This window comes from Streptomyces sp. NPDC002403 (assembly GCF_053593015.1).
On sequence record NZ_JBSFBQ010000004.1, the window covers coordinates 205,143 to 226,311 of the forward strand.

Consider the following 21,169-nt stretch of genomic DNA (forward strand, 5'->3'; position numbering starts at 1 on the left):
GGTCAGTGCGCCGCGGACTCCCAGTCCGCACCGACGCCCACCGAGACATCCAGCGGGGCGCGCAACTGCACGGCCGTGGACATCTCGTGGCGCAGGATCTCCTCCACCTGGGCCCGCTCGCCCCCGGCGATCTCCAGCACGATTTCGTCATGGACCTGGAGCAGCATCCGGGACTTCAGCTTCGCCCCGGTCAGCGCCCGGTCGACCTGGAGCATGGCGACCTTGACGATGTCCGCGGCCGTGCCCTGGATCGGTGCGTTGAGCGCCATCCGCTCGGCCATCTCGCGGCGCTGGCGGTTGTCGCTGTTGAGGTCGGGGAGGTAACGGCGGCGGCCGAAGACCGTCTCCGTGTATCCCGTGGCCCTGGCCTCCTCGACCACCCGGTGCAAATAGTCACGCACTCCGCCGAACCGCTCGAAGTAGGTGTCCATCAGACCGCGCGCCTCGCCCGCCTCGATGTTCAGCTGCTGGGAGAGACCGAACGCGGAGAGCCCGTACGCCAGTCCGTAGCTCATGGCCTTGATCTTGCGGCGCATCTCCGGGTCGACGGCCGACTTGTCGACGCCGAAGACCTGCGAGGCGACCGTCGTGTGCAGGTCCTCGCCGGAGGTGAACGCCTCGATCAGGCCCGCGTCCTCCGAGAGGTGCGCCATCACCCGCAGCTCGATCTGGCTGTAGTCGGCCGTCATCAGCGTCTCGAAACCCTCGCCGACGACGAAGCCGCGGCGGATGGCCCGGCCCTCGTCCGTACGGACCGGGATGTTCTGCAGGTTGGGGTCGGTGGAGGACAGCCGGCCCGTCGCCGCCACCGTCTGGTTGAACGTGGTGTGGATACGGCCGTCCGCCGCGATCGTCTTGATCAGGCCCTCGACCGTGACCCGCAGCTTGGCCTGCTCACGGTGGCGCAGCATGATCACCGGCAGCTCGTGCTCGGTCTGCGCGGCGAGCCAGGCCAGCGCGTCGGCGTCCGTGGTGTACCCGGTCTTCGTCTTCTTCGTCTTCGGCAGGCCCAGCTCGCCGAAGAGGACCTCCTGGAGCTGCTTGGGCGAACCGAGGTTGAACTCACGCCCGACCGCGGCGTGCGCCTCCTTCACCGCCTGCTGCACCGCACCGGCGAACTGCTGCTCCATGCCTTCCAGGTGAGCCCGGTCGGCGGCGATGCCGTGCCGCTCCAGACGGGCCAGCAGCGCGGACGTCGGCAGCTCCATGTCATGCAGCAGCTCCGCCGCACCGACCTCCGCGAGCCGGGTGGTGAACGCGTCGCCCAGGTCCAGGACCGCCCGGGCCTGCGCCATCAGGGACTCGGCCTCGGCCTGGTCGTCCGCGCCGAAGGCCAGCTGCCCGTCGGACGCCGCGGCGGGGGCCAGCTCACGGCCCAGGTACTCCACCGCCAGCGCGTCCAGCGCGAAGGAACGACGGCCGGGCTTGACCAGATACGCGGCCAGCGCGGTGTCCATCGTGACGCCGCCGACCTGCCAGCCGTGCTCGGGGAAGACCCGCATCGCGCTCTTCGCGTTGTGCATGACCTTGGGCCGGTCCGCGTCGGCGATCCAGGCGGCGAACGCCTGCTCGTCACCCCCGTCGAGCAGGGCCGGGTCGAACCAGGCCGCCGCGCCGTCCGCCGCGGCCAGCGCGATCTCGGTGACCGCGCCGCTGCCCACCGCCCAGGTGTCGACCGTGGCCACACCGAGCGGCTGCTTCCCGTGCTCGGCGAGCCAGGGCGCGAGCTCACCCGCGCCCAGCACCACGCCGTCCAGCTCGACGCCCGCGGCGGGCGCCGGGGCCTCGCCCTCGGCCGCGCCCGGGTCCACGGCCAGCAGCCGCTCGCGCAGGCTCGGATTACGGATCTCCAGGACATCCAGCACACCCGTCACCGCGGTGCGGTCGTACGGTGCGCGCTCCAGGTCCTGCGGGGTCTTCGGCAGCTCCACGTCACGGACCATCTCGGTCAGCCGCCGGTTCAGCCGCACCGCGTCCAGGTGGTCCCGGAAATTCTGCCCGGCCTTGCCCTTGACCTCCTCGGCGCGCTCGACCAGCTCGTCGAACGAACCGAACTGATTGATCCACTTCGCGGCGGTCTTCTCACCCACACCGGGGATGCCCGGCAGGTTGTCCGACGGGTCACCGCGCAGCGCCGCGAAATCGGGGTACTGCTGCGGCGTGAGCCCGTACTTCTCCTCGACCTTCGCCGGGGTGAAGCGCGTCAGCTCCGAAACGCCCTTGGTCGGGTACAGCACGGTGACGTTTTCCGTGATCAGCTGGAACGAATCCCGGTCACCGGTGACGATCAGCACCTCGAAACCGGCCGCCTCGGCCTGCGTGGCCAGCGTGGCGATGACATCGTCCGCCTCGAAGCCGTCGACCGCGAAACGGTCCGCGTGCATCGCGTCCAGCAGCTCGCCGATCAGCTCGACCTGCCCCTTGAACTCGTCCGGGGTCTTCGAGCGGTTCGCCTTGTACTCCGGGAACTCCTGCGAGCGCCAGGTCTTGCGCGAGACGTCGAACGCGACCGCGAAATGCGTCGGCGCCTCATCACGCAGCGTGTTCGCGAGCATCGACGCGAAGCCGTACACCGCGTTCGTCGGCTGTCCCGACCCTGTCGTGAAATTCTCCGCAGGCAGCGCAAAGAACGCCCGGTACGCCAGGGAGTGCCCGTCCATCAGGAGCAGGCGCGGTCGGTTGTCTGCCGTCTTCTTCGATGCCGTCTCAGCCACGCCCCCGATCCTGCCACGGACCACCGACAATCCCGACCGGCCCCGCTGGCCGCCCTCCCCGTCCGTGCCGCTCCCCGGCACCGCGTGACAGGATCGGAAGAGGAACACGGACAGCCTCGACGCACACCGCGCACCGCACGGCTTCGCAGTCGGCTCGAAGGGGAGCACGCAATGGCCACCAAGCCGCCCACCGGAGATCCGGTCCAGGACGCACCGCGGGTCGAGCCGGCACAGCACGCCGCCGCCGGCCTCCCCGCCGTCGCCCGCAGCCTGCTCATCGCCCAGCAGCAGATGGGCGTGCGGCGCACCGCGCAGACCCTCCTCAAGGTCAACCAGAAGAACGGCTTCGACTGCCCCGGCTGCGCCTGGCCCGAGGGCGACGAGCGGCACACGGCCGAGTTCTGCGAGAACGGCGCCAAGGCCGTCGCCGAGGAAGCGACGCTGCGCCGGGTCACCCCCGACTTCTTCGCCGCGCACCCCGTCGCCGACCTCGCCACCCGCAGCGGGTACTGGCTGGGCCAGCAGGGCCGCATCACCCAGCCGATGTACCTCCCCGAGGGCGCCGACCGGTACGAGGCGGTGAGCTGGGAACGCGCCTTCGCCGTCATCGCCGAGGAACTCAACGCCCTCGCCTCCCCCGACGAGGCCCTCTTCTACACCTCGGGCCGCACCAGCAACGAGGCCGCGTTCCTCCTCCAGCTGTTCGCCCGCGAATTCGGCACCAACAACCTCCCCGACTGTTCCAACATGTGCCACGAGTCCTCCGGCTCGGCACTGACGGAGACCATCGGCATCGGCAAGGGCAGCGTCTCCCTCGAAGACCTCCACCGGGCGGACCTGATCATCGTCGCCGGACAGAACCCCGGCACGAACCATCCCCGGATGCTCTCCGCCCTGGAGAAGGCCAAATCGGCCGGCGCGAAGATCATTTCGGTGAATCCGCTCCCCGAAGCCGGCCTGGAACGCTTCAAGAACCCCCAGACCCCCCTCGGCATGATCAAGGGCGCCGCGCTCAACGACCTCTTCCTCCAGATCCGGATCGGCGGCGACCAGGCCCTCTTCCGGCTCCTGAACAAAATGATCCTGGAGACCGAAGGCGCCGTCGACGAGACCTTCGTACAGGAACACACCCACGGCTACGAGGAATTCGCCCGGGCCGCCCGCGAGGCCGACTGGGAACAGACCCTCACCGCCACCGGCCTCGACCGCACCGCCATCGAGCAGGCCCTCACCATGGTCCTCGCCTCGAAGCGCACCGTCGTCTGCTGGGCCATGGGCCTCACCCAGCACAAGCACTCCGTACCGACCATCCGCGAAGTCGTGAACTTCCTGCTGCTGCGCGGCAACATCGGCCGCCCCGGCGCCGGAGTCTGCCCCGTCCGGGGCCACTCCAACGTGCAGGGCGACCGCACGATGGGCATCTTCGAACGCCCCGCCCCCGCCTTCCTCGACGCCCTCGACCAGGAATTCGGCATCACCTCACCGCGCCACCACGGCTACGACGTCGTCCGCTCCATCCGGGCCCTGCGCGACGGCGACGCCAAGGTCTTCTTCGCCATGGGCGGCAACTTCGTCGCGGCCACCCCCGACACCGACGTCACCGAGGCCGCGATGCGGCGCGCCCGCCTCACCGTCCACGTCTCCACCAAGGTCAACCGCTCGCACGCCGTGACCGGCACCCGCGCACTGATCCTGCCGACGCTGGGCCGCACCGACAAGGACATCCAGGCCGGCGGCAAGCAGTTCGTCACCGTCGAGGACTCCATGAGCATGGTCCACGCCTCACGCGGCAACCTCACCCCCGCAAGCCCCCACCTGCTCTCCGAACCCGCCATCGTCGCCCGCCTCGCCCGCGCCGTACTCGGCCCCGCATCGGCCACCCCCTGGGAGGAGTTCGAGAAGGACTACGCGACGATCCGCGACCGCATCTCCCGCGTCGTCCCCGGCTTCGAGGACTTCAACGCCCGCGTCGCACACCCCGACGGCTTCACCCTCCCGCACGCCCCCCGCGACGAGCGCCGCTTCCCCACCGCGACCGGCAAGGCCAACTTCACCGCCGCACCGGTCGAGTACCCCGAACTCCCCGAGGGCAGGCTGCTGTTGCAGACCCTGCGCTCCCACGACCAGTACAACACCACCATCTACGGCCTCGACGACCGCTACCGCGGCATCAAGGGCGGCCGCCGCGTCGTCCTGGTCAACCCCGACGACGCCCGCACCCTCCGCCTCCCCGACGGCGCCCGCACCGACCTCGTCGGCGAATGGAAGGACGGCGTGGAGCGCCGCGCCCCCGGCTTCCGCGTCGTGCACTACCCGACCGCCCGGGGCTGCGCCGCCGCCTACTACCCGGAGACCAATGTGCTGGTCCCCCTCGACTCCACCGCCGACACCAGCAACACCCCGGCCAGCAAGTCCGTCGTCATCCGTTTCGAGAACACCACCGCGTGACCGACCGGACGGGACGCCCTAAGCGTCCGCTCAGTCGTCTGATAAGAACGATGCACACGGCATCGAAGCCGTGAACCACGCAGACGATCGGAGCCGGCCCATGGGCGAGCACACCGCACCCAAGTTCCCCCAGGAGATCATCGACGAGTACGCCGCACTCGGCGTCGACCTGCCCGCGCTCTTCTCCGCCGGCCACCTCGGCGAACGCATGGGCGTCACCATCGTCGAAGCCTCCGCGGACCGCGTCGTCGGCACCATGCCCGTCGAGGGCAACACCCAGCCCTACGGGCTCCTCCACGGCGGCGCCTCCGCCGTCCTCGCCGAGACCCTCGGCTCCATCGGCTCCATGCTCCACGGCGGCGCCACCAAGCTCGCCGTCGGCGTCGACCTGAACTGCACCCACCACCGCGGCGTACGCAGCGGACTCGTCACCGGCGTCGCCACCCCCGTACACCGCGGCCGCTCCACCGCCACGTACGAGATCACCATCACCGACGAGCAGGACAAGCGGGTCTGCACCGCACGCCTCACCTGCATGCTCCGCGACGCCCCCCGGCCCGGGACCGCCTGACGGGCCGGAACGCACACCGAACACACCGCGGAACCACTGCCCGGCCGGAACACAATCCGGCCGGGCAGTTCCATACCCACCCACAACCACGCACCCATGAACGGGAATTGGCAAAGGAATACGTCAACTCCCTTGACGCACAATCCTGTTGTGTGGCCCACTCGGCACCCCACGCACACCGGCCCCGCACTCCACGCACACAACACCGCGTCGACCACATCACCGCCGATGTGACACTGCGTAACCGGCACCCGATCCGCGGACGCCCCCACGCAGCCCCCGGACCCGGCCCCCGCAGCCGCCGGGCGCCTCGCCATGCCCTCGCGCACCGCACCCCCTCCCACCTCGCGCGACAGCACCATGATCGGCTCAAGCCCCTTAGCAGAGCTGGGCGTTCTCAGCATGCGGTCACTTCACCGTCCGGTAAAAAGCCGTACATGTCCGCACAGCCACCTCAAGCCTTGCTCAACGGCATAACAAGACAGTCACATCCTGCGGCGGACCCACCCGCGACGCCCGCACCTGCGCCTAGAGTCACGGCCAGTCACCGCGCCGCCGGGCGCGTCTGCAAGCACGGCCCTGTACCACCCCAGTACGGCCCGGCGAACGTCACGGCACCTCAAGCAGAGGAGGCCGCGCCAGGGAAAGGACCTTTCGTGCGACACCGTTCTTTGCTCATACTCACCACCGTGCTCACGACCGGAGCACTGACCCTCACCGCCTGCGGGTCGCGCGACGACAGCAAGAAGGGCGGCGACAGCGGCGGCACCCAGACCGTCGTCATCGGCGTCGACGCACCCATCACCGGCGACCTGTCCGCCCTCGGCCTCGGCATCAAGAACTCCGCCGACCTCGCCGCCAAGACGGCCAACAAGGAAAACACCGTCCCCGGCATCAAATTCGAGGTCAAGCCCCTCGACGACCAGGCACAGCCCTCCGTCGGCCAGCAGAACGCCCAGAAGTTCATCGACGACGACACCGTCGTCGGCGTCGTCGGCCCCCTGAACTCCGGCGTCTCCCAGTCGATGCAGAAGCCGCTCAACGACGCCAACCTCACCCAGGTCTCCCCCGCCAACACCGGCACCGAGCTCACCCAGGGCGAGAACTGGAAGACCGGCGACAAGAAGCGCCCCTTCAAGACCTACTTCCGCACCGCCACCACGGACCAGATCCAGGGCGCCTTCGCAGCGAAGTACCTCTTCAACAACGCGAAGATCAAGCAGGTCTACCTCATCGACGACCAGAAGCCCTACGGCGCCGGTCTCGCCGCCTCCTTCAAGAACACCTTCACCACCCTCGGCGGCAAGATCGTCGGCTCCGACCACGTCAACCCCGACGACCGCGACTTCAACGCCGTCGTCACCAAGGTCAAGAAGTCCGGCGCCAAGGCCGTCTACTACGGCGGCGAATACCCCGCCGGCGCACCCCTGAGCCAGCAGCTCAAGGACAGCGTCCAGATCCCCCTCATGGGCGGCGACGGCATGTACAGCGCCGACTTCATCAAGCTCAACAAGAAGGCCCAGGGCGACATCGCCACCTCCGTCGGCAAGCCCGTCGAGGAACTCGACTCCGCCAAGAAGTTCATCGCCGACTACAAGACCGCCGGATACAAGGACGCCTACGAGGCCTACGGCGGCGGCACCTACGACGCCACCTGGTCGATCATCGAAGCCGTCAAGATCGCCGTCGCCGACAACGGCGGCAAGCTCCCCAGCGGCGACGACGCCCGCACCAAGGTCCTCGCAGCCATGGCCAAGGTCAAGTTCGACGGCGTCACCGGCCCCGTCTCCTTCGACGAATACGGCGACACCACCAACACCATGATGACCGCCTACCAGGTCGACGGCGGCAAGTGGACCTCCAAGCTCAGCGAGGCCTACAAGCCGTAACAAGCTCCCGGGCCCACGCCTGACCCACCCCAGACCGCGCGGGAGCGCCACCAGCGCCCCCGCGCGGTGCCATATCCGAACCACTCCACGGAGGCCCTGCGGTGAACGAACTGCCGCAACAGCTGGCCAATGGACTCATCCTCGGCGCGATGTACGGACTCATCGCGATCGGCTACACGATGGTCTACGGAATCATCCAGCTCATCAACTTCGCCCACGGCGAGATCTTCATGATCGGAGGCTTCGGAGCTCTCACCGTGTACCTCTGGATGCCGGCCGGTGTCTCCCTCCTCGCAATCATCCCCCTCATGATCATCGGCGGCGTCATATGCTCCGTCGCCGTCAGCGCAGCCGCCGAACGCTTCGCCTACCGGCCCCTGCGCAACGCCCCCCGACTGGCCCCGCTGATCACCGCGATCGGACTCTCCCTCGCACTCCAGCAGGCCATCTGGAAGTGGTACCCCGACGCCAAGAAGGACCGCTCCTTCCCCCAGTTCAAGGGCGAAGCGATCGACATCTTCGGCGCCCACATCCAACGCGGTGACCTCTTCGTCCTCATCACGGCCCCCATCTGCATGATCGCCCTCGGGCTCTTCGTCTCCAAGACCCGCTCCGGCCGCGGCATGCAGGCCACCAGCCAGGACCCCGACACCGCCAAGCTCATGGGCATCAACACCGACCGCATCATCGTCATGGCCTTCGCCATCGGTGCCGCGTTCGCCGCCGTCGCCGCCGTCGCCTACGGGCTCAAGAACGGCCAGATCGGCTTCAAAATGGGCTTCATCATGGGCCTCAAGGCCTTCACCGCAGCCGTACTCGGCGGCATCGGCAACATCTACGGCGCCATGCTCGGCGGCGTCGTACTCGGCATCGCCGAATCCCTCGCCACCGGCTACATGAGCAACGTCCCCGGCATGGACCTCTTCGGCGGCGGCGCCTGGAAGGACGTATGGGCCTTCGTCCTCCTCATCATCGTCCTGCTGCTGCGCCCCCAGGGCCTGCTCGGCGAACGCGTCGCGGATCGGGCGTGATACGGATGACCACCAACCACACCACCGCACCCGGCCCCGCGTTCCTGCCGATCCCCGCCGCAGCGGCCCGCATCGGCACCACCGCAGGCGCCACCGTCGCCCTCGCCGGCACCTTCCTCGCCTGGACCTGGACCGACGAATTCCCCGGCGACCTCACCGTCACCGGCTACCCCGGCGGCCTCCAGGTCCTCACCCTCATCAGCGCAGCACTCACCCTGCTCCTCACCCTGTCCGGGTACGGCATCCGAGGCCTGCACTGGCTCACCCCCGGCGGCACCAACAGCCCCGTCCGCCTCCTCGCCCTCGGCACCCTCGGCACCACCGGCTACACCATCGGCGCCATCGCCTACGACCTCGGCGGCATCGTCAACCTGGAACCCGGCGCCTGGGTCAGCGGCATCGGCGCACTCATCGCCGCCGCCGCCGCACTCGGACTCCCCGGCGACCAGCCACTCGCCGACACCTCGGCCACCGCCTGGCAACGCTTCCGCAACAGCCTCGGCGCCCCCCAGGCCCCCCGCCCCAAGACCCTCCCCTCCTGGGCCGAAATCCTCATCATCGTCGCCGCGTTCGGCATCGGCCTCTACGTCTTCGCCTACGGCATCGACACCGACTACACCGAACTCTTCATCGGCTTCCTCATCACCGTCGGCTTCGCCTTCACCGCACTGCACCGGGCCGGACTCGTCTCCCGCCTCACCGCACTGACCGCGAAGCACCGCAACATCACCCTCGCCGCAGCCCTCGTCGCAGCCGTCTGCTTCCCCTTCACCCAGCAGAAAGAGGAATACGCGCTCATCGGCGCCAACATCCTCATCTTCGGCACCGTCGCACTCGGCCTCAACGTCGTCGTCGGCCTCGCCGGCCTCCTCGACCTCGGATACGTCGCCTTCCTCGGCGTCGGCGCCTACGCCGCCGCCCTGGTCTCCGGCTCCACCATGTCCGCCATCGGCGTCGAATTCCCCTTCTGGGCCGCCGTCCTCACCGGCGCCGGAGCATCACTCGTCTTCGGCGTACTCATCGGCGCACCCACGCTGAGACTGCGCGGCGACTACCTCGCCATCGTCACCCTCGGCTTCGGTGAAATCTTCCGCCTCACCGTCAACAACCTCAACGGCAACAGCGGACCCGACCTCACCAACGGCTCCCAGGGCATCCCCAGCATCCCCGACCTCAACTTCTTCGGATTCGACTTCGGCCTCAAGCACAACATCCTCGGCTTCGACCTCGGCAGGTCCGCCAACTACTACCTGCTGATGCTCGTCTTCACCGCCGTCGTCGTCCTCGTCTTCCGCCGCTCCGGAGAATCCCGCATCGGCCGCGCCTGGGTAGCCATCCGCGAGGACGAAACCGCAGCCACCGCCATGGGCATCAACGCCTTCCGGCTCAAACTGCTCGCCTTCGCCCTCGGCGCCACCCTCGCCGGACTCGCCGGAACCGTCCAGGCACACGTCAACTACACCGTGACGCCCGAGCAGTACCAGTTCGCCGGCTCCGTACCCCCCAACTCCGCCTTCCTCCTCGCCGCCGTCATCCTCGGCGGCATGGGAACCCTCAGCGGACCCCTCATCGGCGCCGCACTGCTCTACCTCATCCCGGCCAAACTCCAGTTCATGCAGGACTACCAGCTCTTCCTCTTCGGCATCGCACTCATCCTCCTGATGCGCCTGCGCCCCGAAGGACTGGTCGCCGACCGCAGGAAGCAGCTCGAATTCCACGAGAACGACCAGCCCGACGTACCGGAACCACGACAGTCCGAAGAGACCGGCGCCGACGTCGCCAAGGCGGGGGCGTGACCACCATGACCACCACGAACACCGCCACCACCGTCCTCGACGCCAGCGGCGTCACCATGCGCTTCGGCGGTCTCACCGCCGTACGCAACGTCGACCTCACCGTCGACGCGGGCGAGATCGTCGGCCTCATCGGCCCCAACGGCGCCGGCAAGACCACCTTCTTCAACTGCCTCACCGGCCTGTACGTCCCCACCGAAGGAACGGTCAGCTACAAGGACACCGTCCTGCCGCCCAAGCCCCACCTCGTCACCCAGGCAGGCATCGCCCGCACCTTCCAGAACATCCGGCTCTTCGCCAACATGACCGTCCTGGAAAACGTCCTCGTCGGACGCCACACCAGGACCAAGGAAGGCCTCTGGTCCGCCCTCCTGCGCCTCCCCGGCTTCACCAGGGCCGAGCAGGCCAGCCGCGAACGCGCCATGGAACTCCTGGAGTTCATCGGCCTCGCCGACAAGGCCGACCACCTCGCGCGCAACCTCCCCTACGGAGACCAGCGCAAGCTGGAAATCGCCCGCGCCCTCGCCAGCGACCCCGGACTCCTCCTCCTCGACGAGCCCACCGCCGGCATGAACCCGCAAGAGACCCGCGTCACCGAAGAACTCATCTTCGCCATCCGTGACCAGGGCATCGCCGTCCTCGTCATCGAGCACGACATGCGGTTCATCTTCAACCTCTGCGACCGCGTCGCCTGCCTCGTCCAGGGCGAAAAGCTCGTCGAAGGCACCCCCGACGTCGTCCAGAGCGACGAACGCGTCGTCGCCGCCTACCTCGGCACCCCCTTCGAAGGCGCCCCCGGCGCCGAAGAAGCCGCCGAGGTCGAAGCCGCGGAAGCCGGCGCCACGAAAACAGCCACCACCAGCACCGAGGAGGAGGACACCCGATGACCGCACTTCTGGAGGTCGAGGACCTCCGCGTCGCCTACGGCAAGATCGAAGCCGTCAAGGGCATCTCCTTCACCGTCGAGGCCGGCCAGGTCGTCACCCTCATCGGCACCAACGGCGCCGGCAAGACCACCACCCTGCGCACCCTCTCCGGCCTGCTCAAACCGGCCGGCGGCCGCATCGTCTTCGACGGCAAACCGCTCACCGACGTACCCGCGCACAAGGTCGTCTCCCTGGGCCTCGCCCACTCCCCCGAGGGACGCCACATCTTCCCCCGGCTCACCATCACCGAGAACCTCCAGCTCGGCGCCTACCTCCGCAACGACAAGGCAGGCATCGAGAAGGACATCCAGCGCGCCTACGACCTCTTCCCCATCCTCGGGGAACGCCGCAAACAGGCCGCCGGAACCCTCTCGGGCGGCGAACAGCAGATGCTCGCCATGGGCAGGGCCCTCATGTGCCGGCCCAAACTCCTGATGCTCGACGAACCCTCCATGGGCCTCTCCCCGATCATGATGCAGAAGATCATGGAGACCATCGTCGAACTCAAGGCCCAGGGCACCACCATCCTGCTCGTCGAGCAGAACGCCCAGGCCGCGCTCTCCCTCGCGGACCGAGGCCACGTCATGGAGGTCGGCAAGATCGTCCTCTCCGGCACCGGCGCGGACCTCCTCCACGACGAGTCCGTCCGCAAGGCCTACCTCGGCGAGGACTGACACACACGAGGAAGGCCCGCGCCCCGGACATCCGGGACGCGGGCCTTCCTCGTACTCACGTACGGCCTACTCGGCCGCCTTCTTCTTCTCCTCGGCATCCTCGATCAACGCCTCGGCGAGCTGCTGCATCGACAGCCGACGGTCCATCGACGTCTTCTGGATCCACCGGAACGCGGCCGGCTCGGAGAGCCCGTAATCCGTCTGCAGAATGCTCTTCGCCCGGTCCACCAGCTTCCGCGTCTCCAGCCGCTGAGCGAGGTCCGCGACCTCGGACTCCAGCGCCCTCAGCTCCGCGAACCGCGACACCGCCATCTCGATGGCCGGCACCACGTCGCTCTTGCTGAACGGCTTCACCAGATACGCCATCGCCCCGGCGTCCCGGGCCCGCTCGACGAGATCGCGCTGCGAGAACGCGGTCAGCATCAGGACCGGCGCGATGGACTCCTCGGCGATCTTCTCAGCCGCGGAGATCCCGTCCAGGACCGGCATCTTCACATCGAGGATGACCAGATCCGGCCGGTGCTCCCGAGCCAGCTCGACGGCCCGCTGCCCGTCCCCGGCCTCTCCGACGACCGCGTAGCCCTCTTCCTCCAGCATCTCTTTGAGGTCGAGACGGATGAGCGCCTCGTCCTCGGCGATGACGACGCGGGTCGTCAGCGGCGGAACGTGCGACTTGTCGTCGTCGGCGGCGGGCTGGGGCGACTCGGGCGTGGTCACGGGGCTCCTTGATCAAGGCAGGGGTACTGCTGCCAAGAGCCTACCCAGCTGCGGTAAGGTGGTTGGGCAGCGGGTCGAGGGAAACCTACGATTCAGCGAGCCCCGGTAGTCCAATTGGTTAGAGACAATGGATTCAAAACCCATACAGTGTCGGTTCGAGTCCGACTCGGGGTACTTTCCTTCGATTCCAAGCCCGCTGGAGAATAGCGAGGCTTCACGTGAACGTGTGAATGCCGCCTTGTTCCGCCTCCAGGTTGCCCGGATACGGACAGGCTCGGCCTGGTGTACGACCTTGATACACGCAAGCGTGCTCTGGCCCTCATCGCTCAGGGTTTCAGCCAGAACTCCGTAAGCAAGCAAACCGGCATATCGCGCGCCGCAATCCGTTCGTGGCAGACACGAACAGAACCTCTCGGCAGGGATCGCGCCATGGGATGTCCGCGGTGCGGCGACACGCCGAGTGATCCTGAAGACCCCGCCGCGTACGCCTACTTGCTGGGCCTCTACCTCGGCGACGGCTGTATCAGCGCCAGTAAAAAGGGGGGTGTATTTCCTCCGTATCGCCTGCGCCGACAGCTGGCCCGGCCTTATCGACGCTTGCGTCGAAGCCATGCAGCTCGTGCGCCCCGGCAACAAGGTGTTCCGAGTTCAGCGCCAGGGCTGTCAGAACGTGACCTGCTACAGCAAGCACTGGCCTTGCCTCTTCCCCCAGCACGGCCCCGGCAAGAAGCACGAACGCACGATCTCTCTCGAACCCTGGCAACAGCAGATCGTGCGCACCCACCCCTGGGAGTTCATCCGCGGCCTGATCCACTCCGACGGATGCCGAGTCACCAACTGGACCACGAGACTCATCGGCGGCGAGCAGAAGCGCTACGAGTACCCCCGGTACTTCTTCACCAACTTGTCAGCCGACATCCTGGGACTTTTCACCGACGCCCTGGACCTCGTCGGCGTCCACTGGAAGCAGGCCAACAGCCGGAACATCTCCGTCGCCCGACGGGCGTCCGTAGCGCTGATGGACGCCCATGTCGGGCCGAAGTACTGACGACAGGCCTACTTCGGGCTGTCGTCCTCGCCGATGTGGTGTACCCGCACCAGGTTCGTCGAGCCCGGGACGCCCGGCGGGGAGCCGGCCGTGATGACGACGACGTCGCCCTTCCGGCAGCGGCCGATCCTCAGTAGCTCCTCGTCGACCTGGGCGACCATCGCGTCCGTCGAGTCCACGTGCGGGCCGAGGAAGGTCTCGACGCCCCAGGTCAGATTGAGCTGGGAGCGGGTGGCCGGGTCCGGGGTGAAGGCGAGGAGCGGGATGGGCGAGCGGTAGCGGGAGAGGCGCCGGACCGTGTCGCCGCTCTGGGTGAAGGCGACCAGGAACTTCGCACCGAGGAAGTCGCCCATCTCGGCCGCCGCGCGGGCCACCGCGCCGCCCTGGGTGCGGGGCTTGTTGCGGTCGGTCAGGGGCGGGAGGCCCTTGGTGAGGATGTCCTCCTCGGCGGCCTCGACGATGCGGGACATCGTGCGGACCGTCTCGATCGGGTGCTTGCCGACGCTGGTCTCGCCGGAGAGCATCACCGCGTCCGTGCCGTCGATGACCGCGTTGGCGACGTCGGAGGCCTCGGCTCGGGTGGGGCGGGAGTTGTCGATCATCGAGTCGAGCATCTGGGTGGCGACGATGACCGGCTTGGCGTTGCGCCTGGCGAGTTTGATCGCGCGCTTCTGGACGATCGGCACCTGTTCCAGGGGCATCTCGACGCCGAGGTCGCCGCGGGCGACCATGATGCCGTCGAAGGCGGCGACGATGCCGTCGATGTTCTCGACGGCCTGGGGCTTCTCCACCTTGGCGATGACGGGGAGGCGGCGGCCTTCCTCGTCCATGATGCGGTGGACGTCCTCGATGTCGCGTCCGCTGCGTACGAAGGAGAGGGCGATGATGTCGGCGCCGGTGCGCAGGGCCCAGCGGAGGTCTTCGATGTCCTTCTCGGAGAGTGCGGGGACGGAGACGGCGACGCCGGGGAGGTTGAGGCCCTTGTGGTCGGAGACCATGCCGCCTTCGATGACGGTGGTGTGGACGCGGGGGCCGTCGACCTCGGTGACTTCGAGGGTGACGCGGCCGTCGTCGACGAGGATGCGTTCGCCGGGGGTGACGTCGGCGGCGAGTCCGTCGTAGGTGGTGCCGCAGGTGTGGCGGTCGCCTTCGACGGGTTCGACGGTGATGGTGAAGTTGTCGCCGCGTTCAAGGAGTACGGGGCCTTCGAGGAAGCGTCCGAGGCGGATCTTCGGGCCTTGAAGGTCGGCGAGGATGCCGACGCTGCGTCCGTTCTCGTCGGAGGCCTTGCGTACGCGGTGGTACCGCTCTTCGTGTTCGGCGTAGGTGCCGTGGCTGAGGTTGAGGCGGGCGATGTCCATTCCCGCTTCGACCAATGCCTTGATCTGGTCGTATGTGTCGACGGCGGGGCCCAGGGTACAGACGATTTTTGCTCGGCGCATGGTTCGACCCTAGACCTTACCTACGGGTAGTTGATTGGCGTGCCGTGACTGCTCAACGACCTTTGGATGAAGGGTTATTGACAAGTGTTGAATTGTGCGGCGGGGTGCTCGGATGAGCATTCTCTTCAGAGTTTTGGCGGTGACATGAGGAAGCGGGCGTTGACCTGGGCGTGGACGGTCTGGCGTTGTGGTTCGAGGTCGAGGGTGGGGGCGGGCTCGGGTGGGGCTGCTCCGAAGGCGGCGCGGCCGCGTGCGGCGCCGGGTGCGGGGAGGGTGGTGGTGCTGGTGTTCTCCGCGCCGAGGTCGGCTAGTTCGAGGAGGGCGGTGAGGTGGGCGCCGAGGGCGTCGGCGTATTCACGGGCGCGTTGAACGGCTTCGTGGACGGCTTGGCGGCGGGCAGTGGCGTGGGCGGGTGAGTCGGGGCGCAGGCCCCACCAGGGGCCGTTGACCCGGGTCATGTCGAGGTCGGCGATTTTGGTGGTGAATTCGCCCAGTGCGGTGAAGTCGTTGAGGACGGCGGTGATGTGGACGCGGCCGTGGTAGGCGTGGATTTGTTCGTTGCGGCCTTTCTTGGTGAGTTCGGGCGTGATGGAGAATGTGCCGGTTTCGAGTTTTTCTATGGATTGTCCGTAGGAGCGTGCGAGTTCGAGTACGTGGTTGTTGCGGCGGGTGAGGTCTTCGAGGGCGTGGCGGCGGTCCTTGCCGCGGGCGGTGACGGTGATGGTGATGCGGGCGGTTTCGGGGTCGACTTCGTGGCGGGCTTCGCCGCGGACGGCGACGCGGGGGTGTTCGGGGGTGCCGTGGGGCGGTGGGGCGGTGGTCATGGGTCCACTGTCGCATCCGGGTCGGACAGCGGGTGGTCATCAGATCGAAACCCGCAGGGGGTGTTGCCGGGTGTGGCTCGTGGGTCATTATCTACGCGCGTTGTGCGCGGTGGTCGTTGTTGTCAGGGTGCCGCGTCGTGCCAGTACAGAGCTGTGTGAGAACTGAGATGTGGGAGACGAAATGCCGCTGAACCGTAGGACGTTCCTGGGCACATCGGCGGCTGCCGGTGCGGGTGTGGCGATCGCGGGGGGTTCCGCGGTGCCCGCCGTGGCCCAGGGTCATGGCCATGGGCACGGCCACGGGCGTCCGCCGAAGCGGTACTCGTTCACCGTGATGGGGACGACGGACCTGCATGGGAATGTTTTCAACTGGGACTACTTCACCGACAAGGAGTTCGACGACAAGGCGCACAACGATGTCGGTCTGGCGAAGATCTCGACTCTGGTGGAGCAGGTGCGCCGGGAGAAGGGTCGTCGTAACACGTTGATGATCGATGCGGGTGACACGATCCAGGGCACCCAGTTGTCGTACTACTACGCGAAGATCGATCCGATCACGGCGAAGCGTGGTCCGGTGCATCCGATGGCGCAGGCGATGAACGTGATCGGGTACGACGCCGCGGCGCTCGGCAACCACGAGTTCAACTACGGCATCCCGGTGCTGCGGAAGTTCGAGGAGCAGTGCGACTTCCCGCTGCTGGGTGCGAACGCGCTGGACGCGAAGACCCTGCGGCCGGCGTTCGCCCCGTACGTCATCAAGCGGATGCGTACCCCGCACGGCCCGGATGTGAAGGTCGCGATCCTGGGGCTGACCAACCCGGGGATCGCCATCTGGGACAAGGCGAATGTCGGCGGGAAGATGGTGTTCCCGGGGCTGGAGGAACAGGCGGCGAAGTTCGTGCCGCGGCTTCGTTCGATGGGCGCGGACGTGGTGATCGTGTCGGCGCACTCGGGCAACAGCGGGACGTCGTCGTACGGTGACCAGATCCCGTACGTCGAGAACGCGGCCGGTCTGGTGGCCGAGCAGGTTCCGGGGATCGACGCCATTCTCGTCGGGCACGCGCACCTGGAGATCCCCGAGTACTTCGTGGAGAACAAGCAGACCGGCAAGAAGGTGGTGCTCTCGGAGCCGTTGAAGTGGGGGCAGCGGCTGACGTTGTTCGACTTCGACCTGGTGTGGGAGAAGGGCCGCTGGGTGGTGGAGAAGGCGGGTTCGCAGGTGCTGAACTCCAACACGGTGGAGGAGGACCCGAGGATCACGGGGCTGTTGGCGGACGAGCACAAGAAGGTCGTGGCGTACGTCAACCAGGTCATCGGTACGTCGACGGCGGCGATGACGACGGCGGAGGCGGCCTGGAAGGACGAGCCGATCATCGATCTGATCAATGTGGTCCAGGCGGAGACGGTGAAGGCGGCGCTGGCCGGTGGCGCGTACGCGGCGCTTCCGGTGCTCTCGCAGGCGTCGTGCTTCTCGCGCACGGCGCAGATCCCGGCCGGGAACGTGACGATCAAGGATGCGGCGGGTCTGTACCCGTTCGAGAACACGCTTGAGGCGCGGCTGCTGACCGGTGCCCAGCTGAAGGATTACCTGGAGTTCTCGGCGCGGTACTACGTGCAGACCCCGGCGGGTGCGCCGGTGGACACCGCGAAGCTGACGAACGCGGACAACACTCCGGACTACAACTACGACGCGGTGTCGGGGCTGACGTACGAGATCGACGTCGCGAAGCCGAACGGCTCGCGGATCGTGAATCTCTCGTTCGAGGGCCAGCCGATCGACCCGGCGGCGGAGTTCGTGCTGGCGGTGAACAACTACCGGGCCAGTGGCGGCGGGAACTTCCCGCATGTGGCGGGTGCCAAGCAGTTGTGGGCGAATTCCGAGGAGATCCGTAACACGATCATCGCCTGGGTGCAGGCGAAGGGTTCGGTGGATGGTGCGCAGTTCGCTTCGGTGGACTGGCGTCTGACGCGTGAGGGTACGCCGGTGTTCTAGCGGGTTGTTCTGGTGGGCGGCCGTCTGCTCCTTCGGGAGGGGGCGGCCGCCTTCTGTGTGTGGTGGGGGTCAGGTGTTCTGGGCGAGGGGGATGAGGTCGGGGTTCTGGGTGGGGACGCCGGGGTGCTGGGGGGTGAGGCCGAAGGTGGTGAAGGCGGTGCGTTCGGGGAGGGGGTAGGGGTTGGTGCCGGTGAGGTCGTTGAGGATGGTGGCGCTGCGCCAGGCGGCGAGTCCCAGGTCGGGGGCGCCGACGCCGTGGGTGTGGCGTTCGGCGTTCTGTACGTAGATGTTGCCGGTGACGGTGGGGTCGAGGACGAGGCGGAACCGGTCGTCGATGCGGGGGCGTTGGGAGGCGTCGCGGCGCATGTAGGGGTCGAGGCCGGTGAGGATGCGGTCGAGGGGGCGTTCGCGGTAGCCGGTGGCGAGGACGACGGCGTCGGTGGTGAGTCGGCTGCGGGTGTTCTGCTGGGTGTGTGCGAGGTGGAGTTCGATGCGGTTGTTGGCTACGCGTCCTGCGGTGCGTACGGAGACGCCGGGGGTGAGGGTGGTATCGGGCCAGCCGCCGTGGAGGGTGCGGCGGTAGAGCTCGTCGTGGATGGCGGCGATGGTGTCGGCGTCGATGCCTTTGTGGAGTTGCCATTGGTGGGGGACGAGTTCGTCGCGTACGGATTCGGGGAGGGCGTGGAAGTAGCGGCTGTAGTCGGGGGTGAAGTGTTCGAGGCCGAGTTTTGAGTACTCCATGGGTGCGAAGGCCTGGGTGCGGGCGAGCCAGTGGAGGTTCTCGTGGCCGGTGGGGCGGGCGCGCAGGAGGTCGAGGAAGATTTCGGCGCCTGACTGTCCGGAGCCGATGACGGTGATGTGGGGGGCTTCGAGGAGTTCTTGCCGGTGGTGGAGGTAGTCGGCGGAGTGGATGACGGGGACGTTGTCGGCTTCGGTGAGGGGTTTGAGGGGTTCGGGGATGTGGGGTTCGGTGCCGATGCCGAGGGCGATGTTGCGGGTGTGGGCGCGGCCGAGTGCTTCGGCTTCGCCTTCGTTGTCGAGTTGGGTGAAGTCGATTTCGAAGAGTTCGCGTTGGTTGTTCCAGCGGACGGCGTCGACCTGGTGGCTGAAGTGGAGGCCGGGGAGTTGGTCGGTGACCCAGCGGCAGTAGGCGTCGTATTCGGCGCGTTGGATGTGGAAGCGTTCGGCGAAGTAGAAGGGGAAGAGGCGGTCGCGGCTGCGTAGGTAGTTGAGGAAGGTCCAGGGGCTGGCGGGGTCGGCGAGGGTGACGAGGTCGGCGAGGAAGGGGACTTGGAGGCTGGCTCCGTCGATGAGGAGGCCGGGGTGCCAGTGGAAGGCGGGGCGTTGTTCGTAGAAGGCGGCGGTGAGGGGGTGGGGGTTGGCGGGGATGCCGTGGGCGAGGGCGGCGAGGGAGAGGTTGAAGGGGCCGATGCCGATGCCGATGAGGTCGTGCGGCTGGTCGGTGTCGGGGGTGGGCAGGTCGGTCATCGGGGGGTGTTGCCTTCCGCGAGGTCGTTGGCGAGTCGGTTGACGAGGTCGAGGAGTGTGCGGAGGTGGTCGGGGGTGGTGTGGGGGTTGAGGAGGGTGGCTTTGAGCCAGAGGCGGTTGTCGGTGTGGGCGCGGCCGAGTACGGCTTGGCCGCGGGTGAGGAGGGTGCGGCGGATGGTGGCGACGGTGGTGTCGTCGGCTTCGGTGGGGCGGAAGAGGACGGTGCTGATGGTGGGGCGGTCGTAGAGGTCGAGGGTGGGGGTTTTGGCGATGAGGTCGGCGAGGTGGTGGGCGGTGGTGAGGGTGCGGTCGATGAGGTCGGCGATTCCGGTGCGGCCGAGTGCCTGGAGGGTGACGGCGATCTTGAGGGCGTCGGGGCGTCGGGTGGTGCGCAGGGAGCGGCCGAGGAGGTCGGGGAGGCCGGCTTCGGTGTCGTCGTCGGCGTTGAGGTAGGGGGCTCGGTGGTGGAGTGGGTCGAGGTGGTGGCGGTGGGGGACGGCGAGGATGCTTGCGGGGGCGGGTTGCCAGCCGAGTTTGTGCAGGTCGAGGGTGACGCTGTGGGCGCGGTCGAGGCCGTGGACCTTGCCTCGGTGGGTGGGGCTGAAGAGGAGGGGTCCGCCGTAGGCGGCGTCGATGTGGAGTTCGGCGCCGTGGGTGGCGCAGAGGTCGGCGATGTCGGCGAGTGGGTCGATCTGGCCGGTGTCGGTGGTGCCGGCGGTGGCGGTGACGAGGAGGGGGTGGTCGTGGCGGGTGAGGGCTTCGTCGAGGGCGGCGAGGTCCATGACGCCGGTGGGGGCGGGGATCACGACGGGTCGGGGGAGGCCGAGGAGCCAGGCGGCGCGGGTGATGCTGTGGTGGGCGTTGGCGGCGCAGATGGTCTGTACGGGGCCGTTGCGTTCGCGGGCGAGGAGGAGGGCGAGTTGGTTGGCTTCGGTGCCGCCGGTGGTGATGAGTGCGTCGGGGGTGGGTTGGTGGGGGTAGATCTCGGCGGCGAGTGCGGCGGTGGTGTCGGCTTCGAGGGCGGAGGCGGCGGGGGCCTGGTCCCAGGAGTCCATGGAGGGGTTGAGGGCGGAGGCGGCGAGGTCCGCGGCGGTGGCGAGGGCGAGGGGTGGGGTGTGGAGGTGGGCGGTGCAGAGGGGGTCGGCGGGGTCTGCGGCGCCTTCGGTGAGGGCGGTGACGAGGGTGCGCAGGGCGTGGTGGGGGCCGGTGCCGTGGTCGGGGATGAGGGGGTGGGTGGCGGTGCGCATCCGTGGGGTGACGGCGTCGGGGCCGCCGGCGGGGAGGGGGCCGTCGCGTCGGTGGGCTCCGTCGTGGAGTGCGGTGAGGACGGTGTCGATGAGGGGGCGCAGGGCGGCGGGGCCGGTGGTGGTTCCGGCGAGGGGTGGGGTGGGCATGGTGGTGGGGCCCTTCGGGTGCGCGCGGGGCATGGGTGGACATGCCAGCTTGTCCGGGTTTCCGGGGGCGCGGCCGGGGAGCCGGGTGAGGTGAACTCGAAAGGGGGACGGGTGGTGGGGTGTGGGGGTGTGGGGGTGGGTTCTGGTGGTATGGGTGTGCCCGGCGTCCCCCTGTGTGGTGGGGTGGCGCCGGGCACGGGTGGTGCGGGGTTGTGGG

General features: G+C 68.2%; 14 protein-coding genes, 1 tRNA gene and 1 pseudogene. 10 read left to right on the forward strand and 6 right to left on the reverse strand.

The features are described 5' to 3' along the window. Positions 1-2 precede the first annotated feature (2 nt). Complete coding sequence (polA, locus tag ACWCPY_RS07390; RefSeq protein ID WP_451263368.1) at positions 3-2,714, reverse strand: DNA polymerase I; 2,712 nt, start codon at positions 2,712-2,714, stop codon at positions 3-5. 171 nt (positions 2,715-2,885) lie between these two features. Here polA and ACWCPY_RS07395 point away from each other — a divergent pair, with 171 nt between their 5' ends. The 7 genes from ACWCPY_RS07395 to ACWCPY_RS07425 all read left to right on the forward strand — a co-directional run bounded on the left by ACWCPY_RS07395 (position 2,886) and on the right by ACWCPY_RS07425 (position 12,046). Beyond that, on the forward strand, positions 2,886-5,162 hold the full coding sequence (locus tag ACWCPY_RS07395) for an FdhF/YdeP family oxidoreductase (RefSeq protein WP_451263369.1): 2,277 nt from the start codon (positions 2,886-2,888) through the stop codon (positions 5,160-5,162). Between the two features lie 100 nt (positions 5,163-5,262). After that, a complete protein-coding gene (locus ACWCPY_RS07400; protein ID WP_451263370.1) occupies positions 5,263-5,733 on the forward strand; it encodes a PaaI family thioesterase in 471 nt (156 codons plus the stop codon). 671 nt (positions 5,734-6,404) lie between these two features. Next, positions 6,405-7,622 (forward strand): branched-chain amino acid ABC transporter substrate-binding protein, encoded by a 1,218-nt coding sequence (locus ACWCPY_RS07405; RefSeq protein ID WP_451263490.1) that lies wholly within the window; start codon positions 6,405-6,407, stop codon positions 7,620-7,622. A gap of 101 nt (positions 7,623-7,723) precedes the next feature. After that, complete coding sequence (locus tag ACWCPY_RS07410) at positions 7,724-8,653, forward strand: branched-chain amino acid ABC transporter permease (RefSeq protein ID WP_072483127.1); 930 nt, start codon at positions 7,724-7,726, stop codon at positions 8,651-8,653. A gap of 5 nt (positions 8,654-8,658) precedes the next feature. After that, complete coding sequence (locus ACWCPY_RS07415; protein ID WP_451263371.1) at positions 8,659-10,449, forward strand: branched-chain amino acid ABC transporter permease; 1,791 nt, start codon at positions 8,659-8,661, stop codon at positions 10,447-10,449. Next, positions 10,446-11,333, forward strand: coding sequence for an ABC transporter ATP-binding protein (locus tag ACWCPY_RS07420; protein WP_451263372.1), 888 nt, complete (start codon positions 10,446-10,448; stop codon positions 11,331-11,333). The genes ACWCPY_RS07415 and ACWCPY_RS07420 overlap by 4 nt, the downstream gene beginning before the upstream one ends. After that, on the forward strand, positions 11,330-12,046 hold the full coding sequence (locus ACWCPY_RS07425) for an ABC transporter ATP-binding protein (RefSeq protein ID WP_451263374.1): 717 nt from the start codon (positions 11,330-11,332) through the stop codon (positions 12,044-12,046). The genes ACWCPY_RS07420 and ACWCPY_RS07425 overlap by 4 nt, the downstream gene beginning before the upstream one ends. 66 nt (positions 12,047-12,112) lie before the next feature. Here ACWCPY_RS07425 and ACWCPY_RS07430 read toward each other — a convergent pair whose 3' ends face one another. Continuing rightward, on the reverse strand, positions 12,113-12,763 hold the full coding sequence (locus tag ACWCPY_RS07430) for an ANTAR domain-containing response regulator (protein ID WP_451263375.1): 651 nt from the start codon (positions 12,761-12,763) through the stop codon (positions 12,113-12,115). Positions 12,764-12,862: 99 nt separating this feature from the next. On the opposite strand from ACWCPY_RS07430, the gene ACWCPY_RS07435 reads away from it, so the two are divergent. Both ACWCPY_RS07435 and ACWCPY_RS07440 read left to right on the forward strand, forming a co-directional pair. After that, positions 12,863-12,937 (forward strand) — tRNA-Leu (locus ACWCPY_RS07435). Positions 12,938-13,045: 108 nt separating this feature from the next. After that, positions 13,046-13,811: pseudogene (locus ACWCPY_RS07440) on the forward strand (transcriptional regulator). A gap of 8 nt (positions 13,812-13,819) precedes the next feature. Here ACWCPY_RS07440 and pyk read toward each other — a convergent pair. Further along, positions 13,820-15,253, reverse strand: coding sequence for a pyruvate kinase (pyk, locus tag ACWCPY_RS07445; protein ID WP_451263376.1), 1,434 nt, complete (start codon positions 15,251-15,253; stop codon positions 13,820-13,822). 125 nt (positions 15,254-15,378) lie between these two features. Then, positions 15,379-16,077, reverse strand: a complete 699-nt coding sequence (locus ACWCPY_RS07450; RefSeq protein ID WP_451263377.1) for an SIMPL domain-containing protein — start codon at positions 16,075-16,077, stop codon at positions 15,379-15,381. A 181-nt stretch (positions 16,078-16,258) separates the two neighbouring features. Between ACWCPY_RS07450 and ACWCPY_RS07455 the strand changes: the two genes are divergently transcribed. Continuing rightward, entirely contained in the window at positions 16,259-18,070 is a 1,812-nt protein-coding gene (locus ACWCPY_RS07455) for a bifunctional metallophosphatase/5'-nucleotidase (protein WP_451263378.1), read from the forward strand. A 69-nt stretch (positions 18,071-18,139) separates the two neighbouring features. Here the strand turns inward: ACWCPY_RS07455 and ACWCPY_RS07460 are convergent, their stop codons facing one another. Beyond that, entirely contained in the window at positions 18,140-19,558 is a 1,419-nt protein-coding gene (locus tag ACWCPY_RS07460) for a lysine N(6)-hydroxylase/L-ornithine N(5)-oxygenase family protein (RefSeq protein ID WP_451263380.1), read from the reverse strand. Continuing rightward, entirely contained in the window at positions 19,555-20,952 is a 1,398-nt protein-coding gene (locus ACWCPY_RS07465; RefSeq protein ID WP_451263381.1) for a pyridoxal phosphate-dependent decarboxylase family protein, read from the reverse strand. The genes ACWCPY_RS07460 and ACWCPY_RS07465 overlap by 4 nt, the downstream gene beginning before the upstream one ends. Between the last annotated feature and the right edge of the window lie 217 nt (positions 20,953-21,169).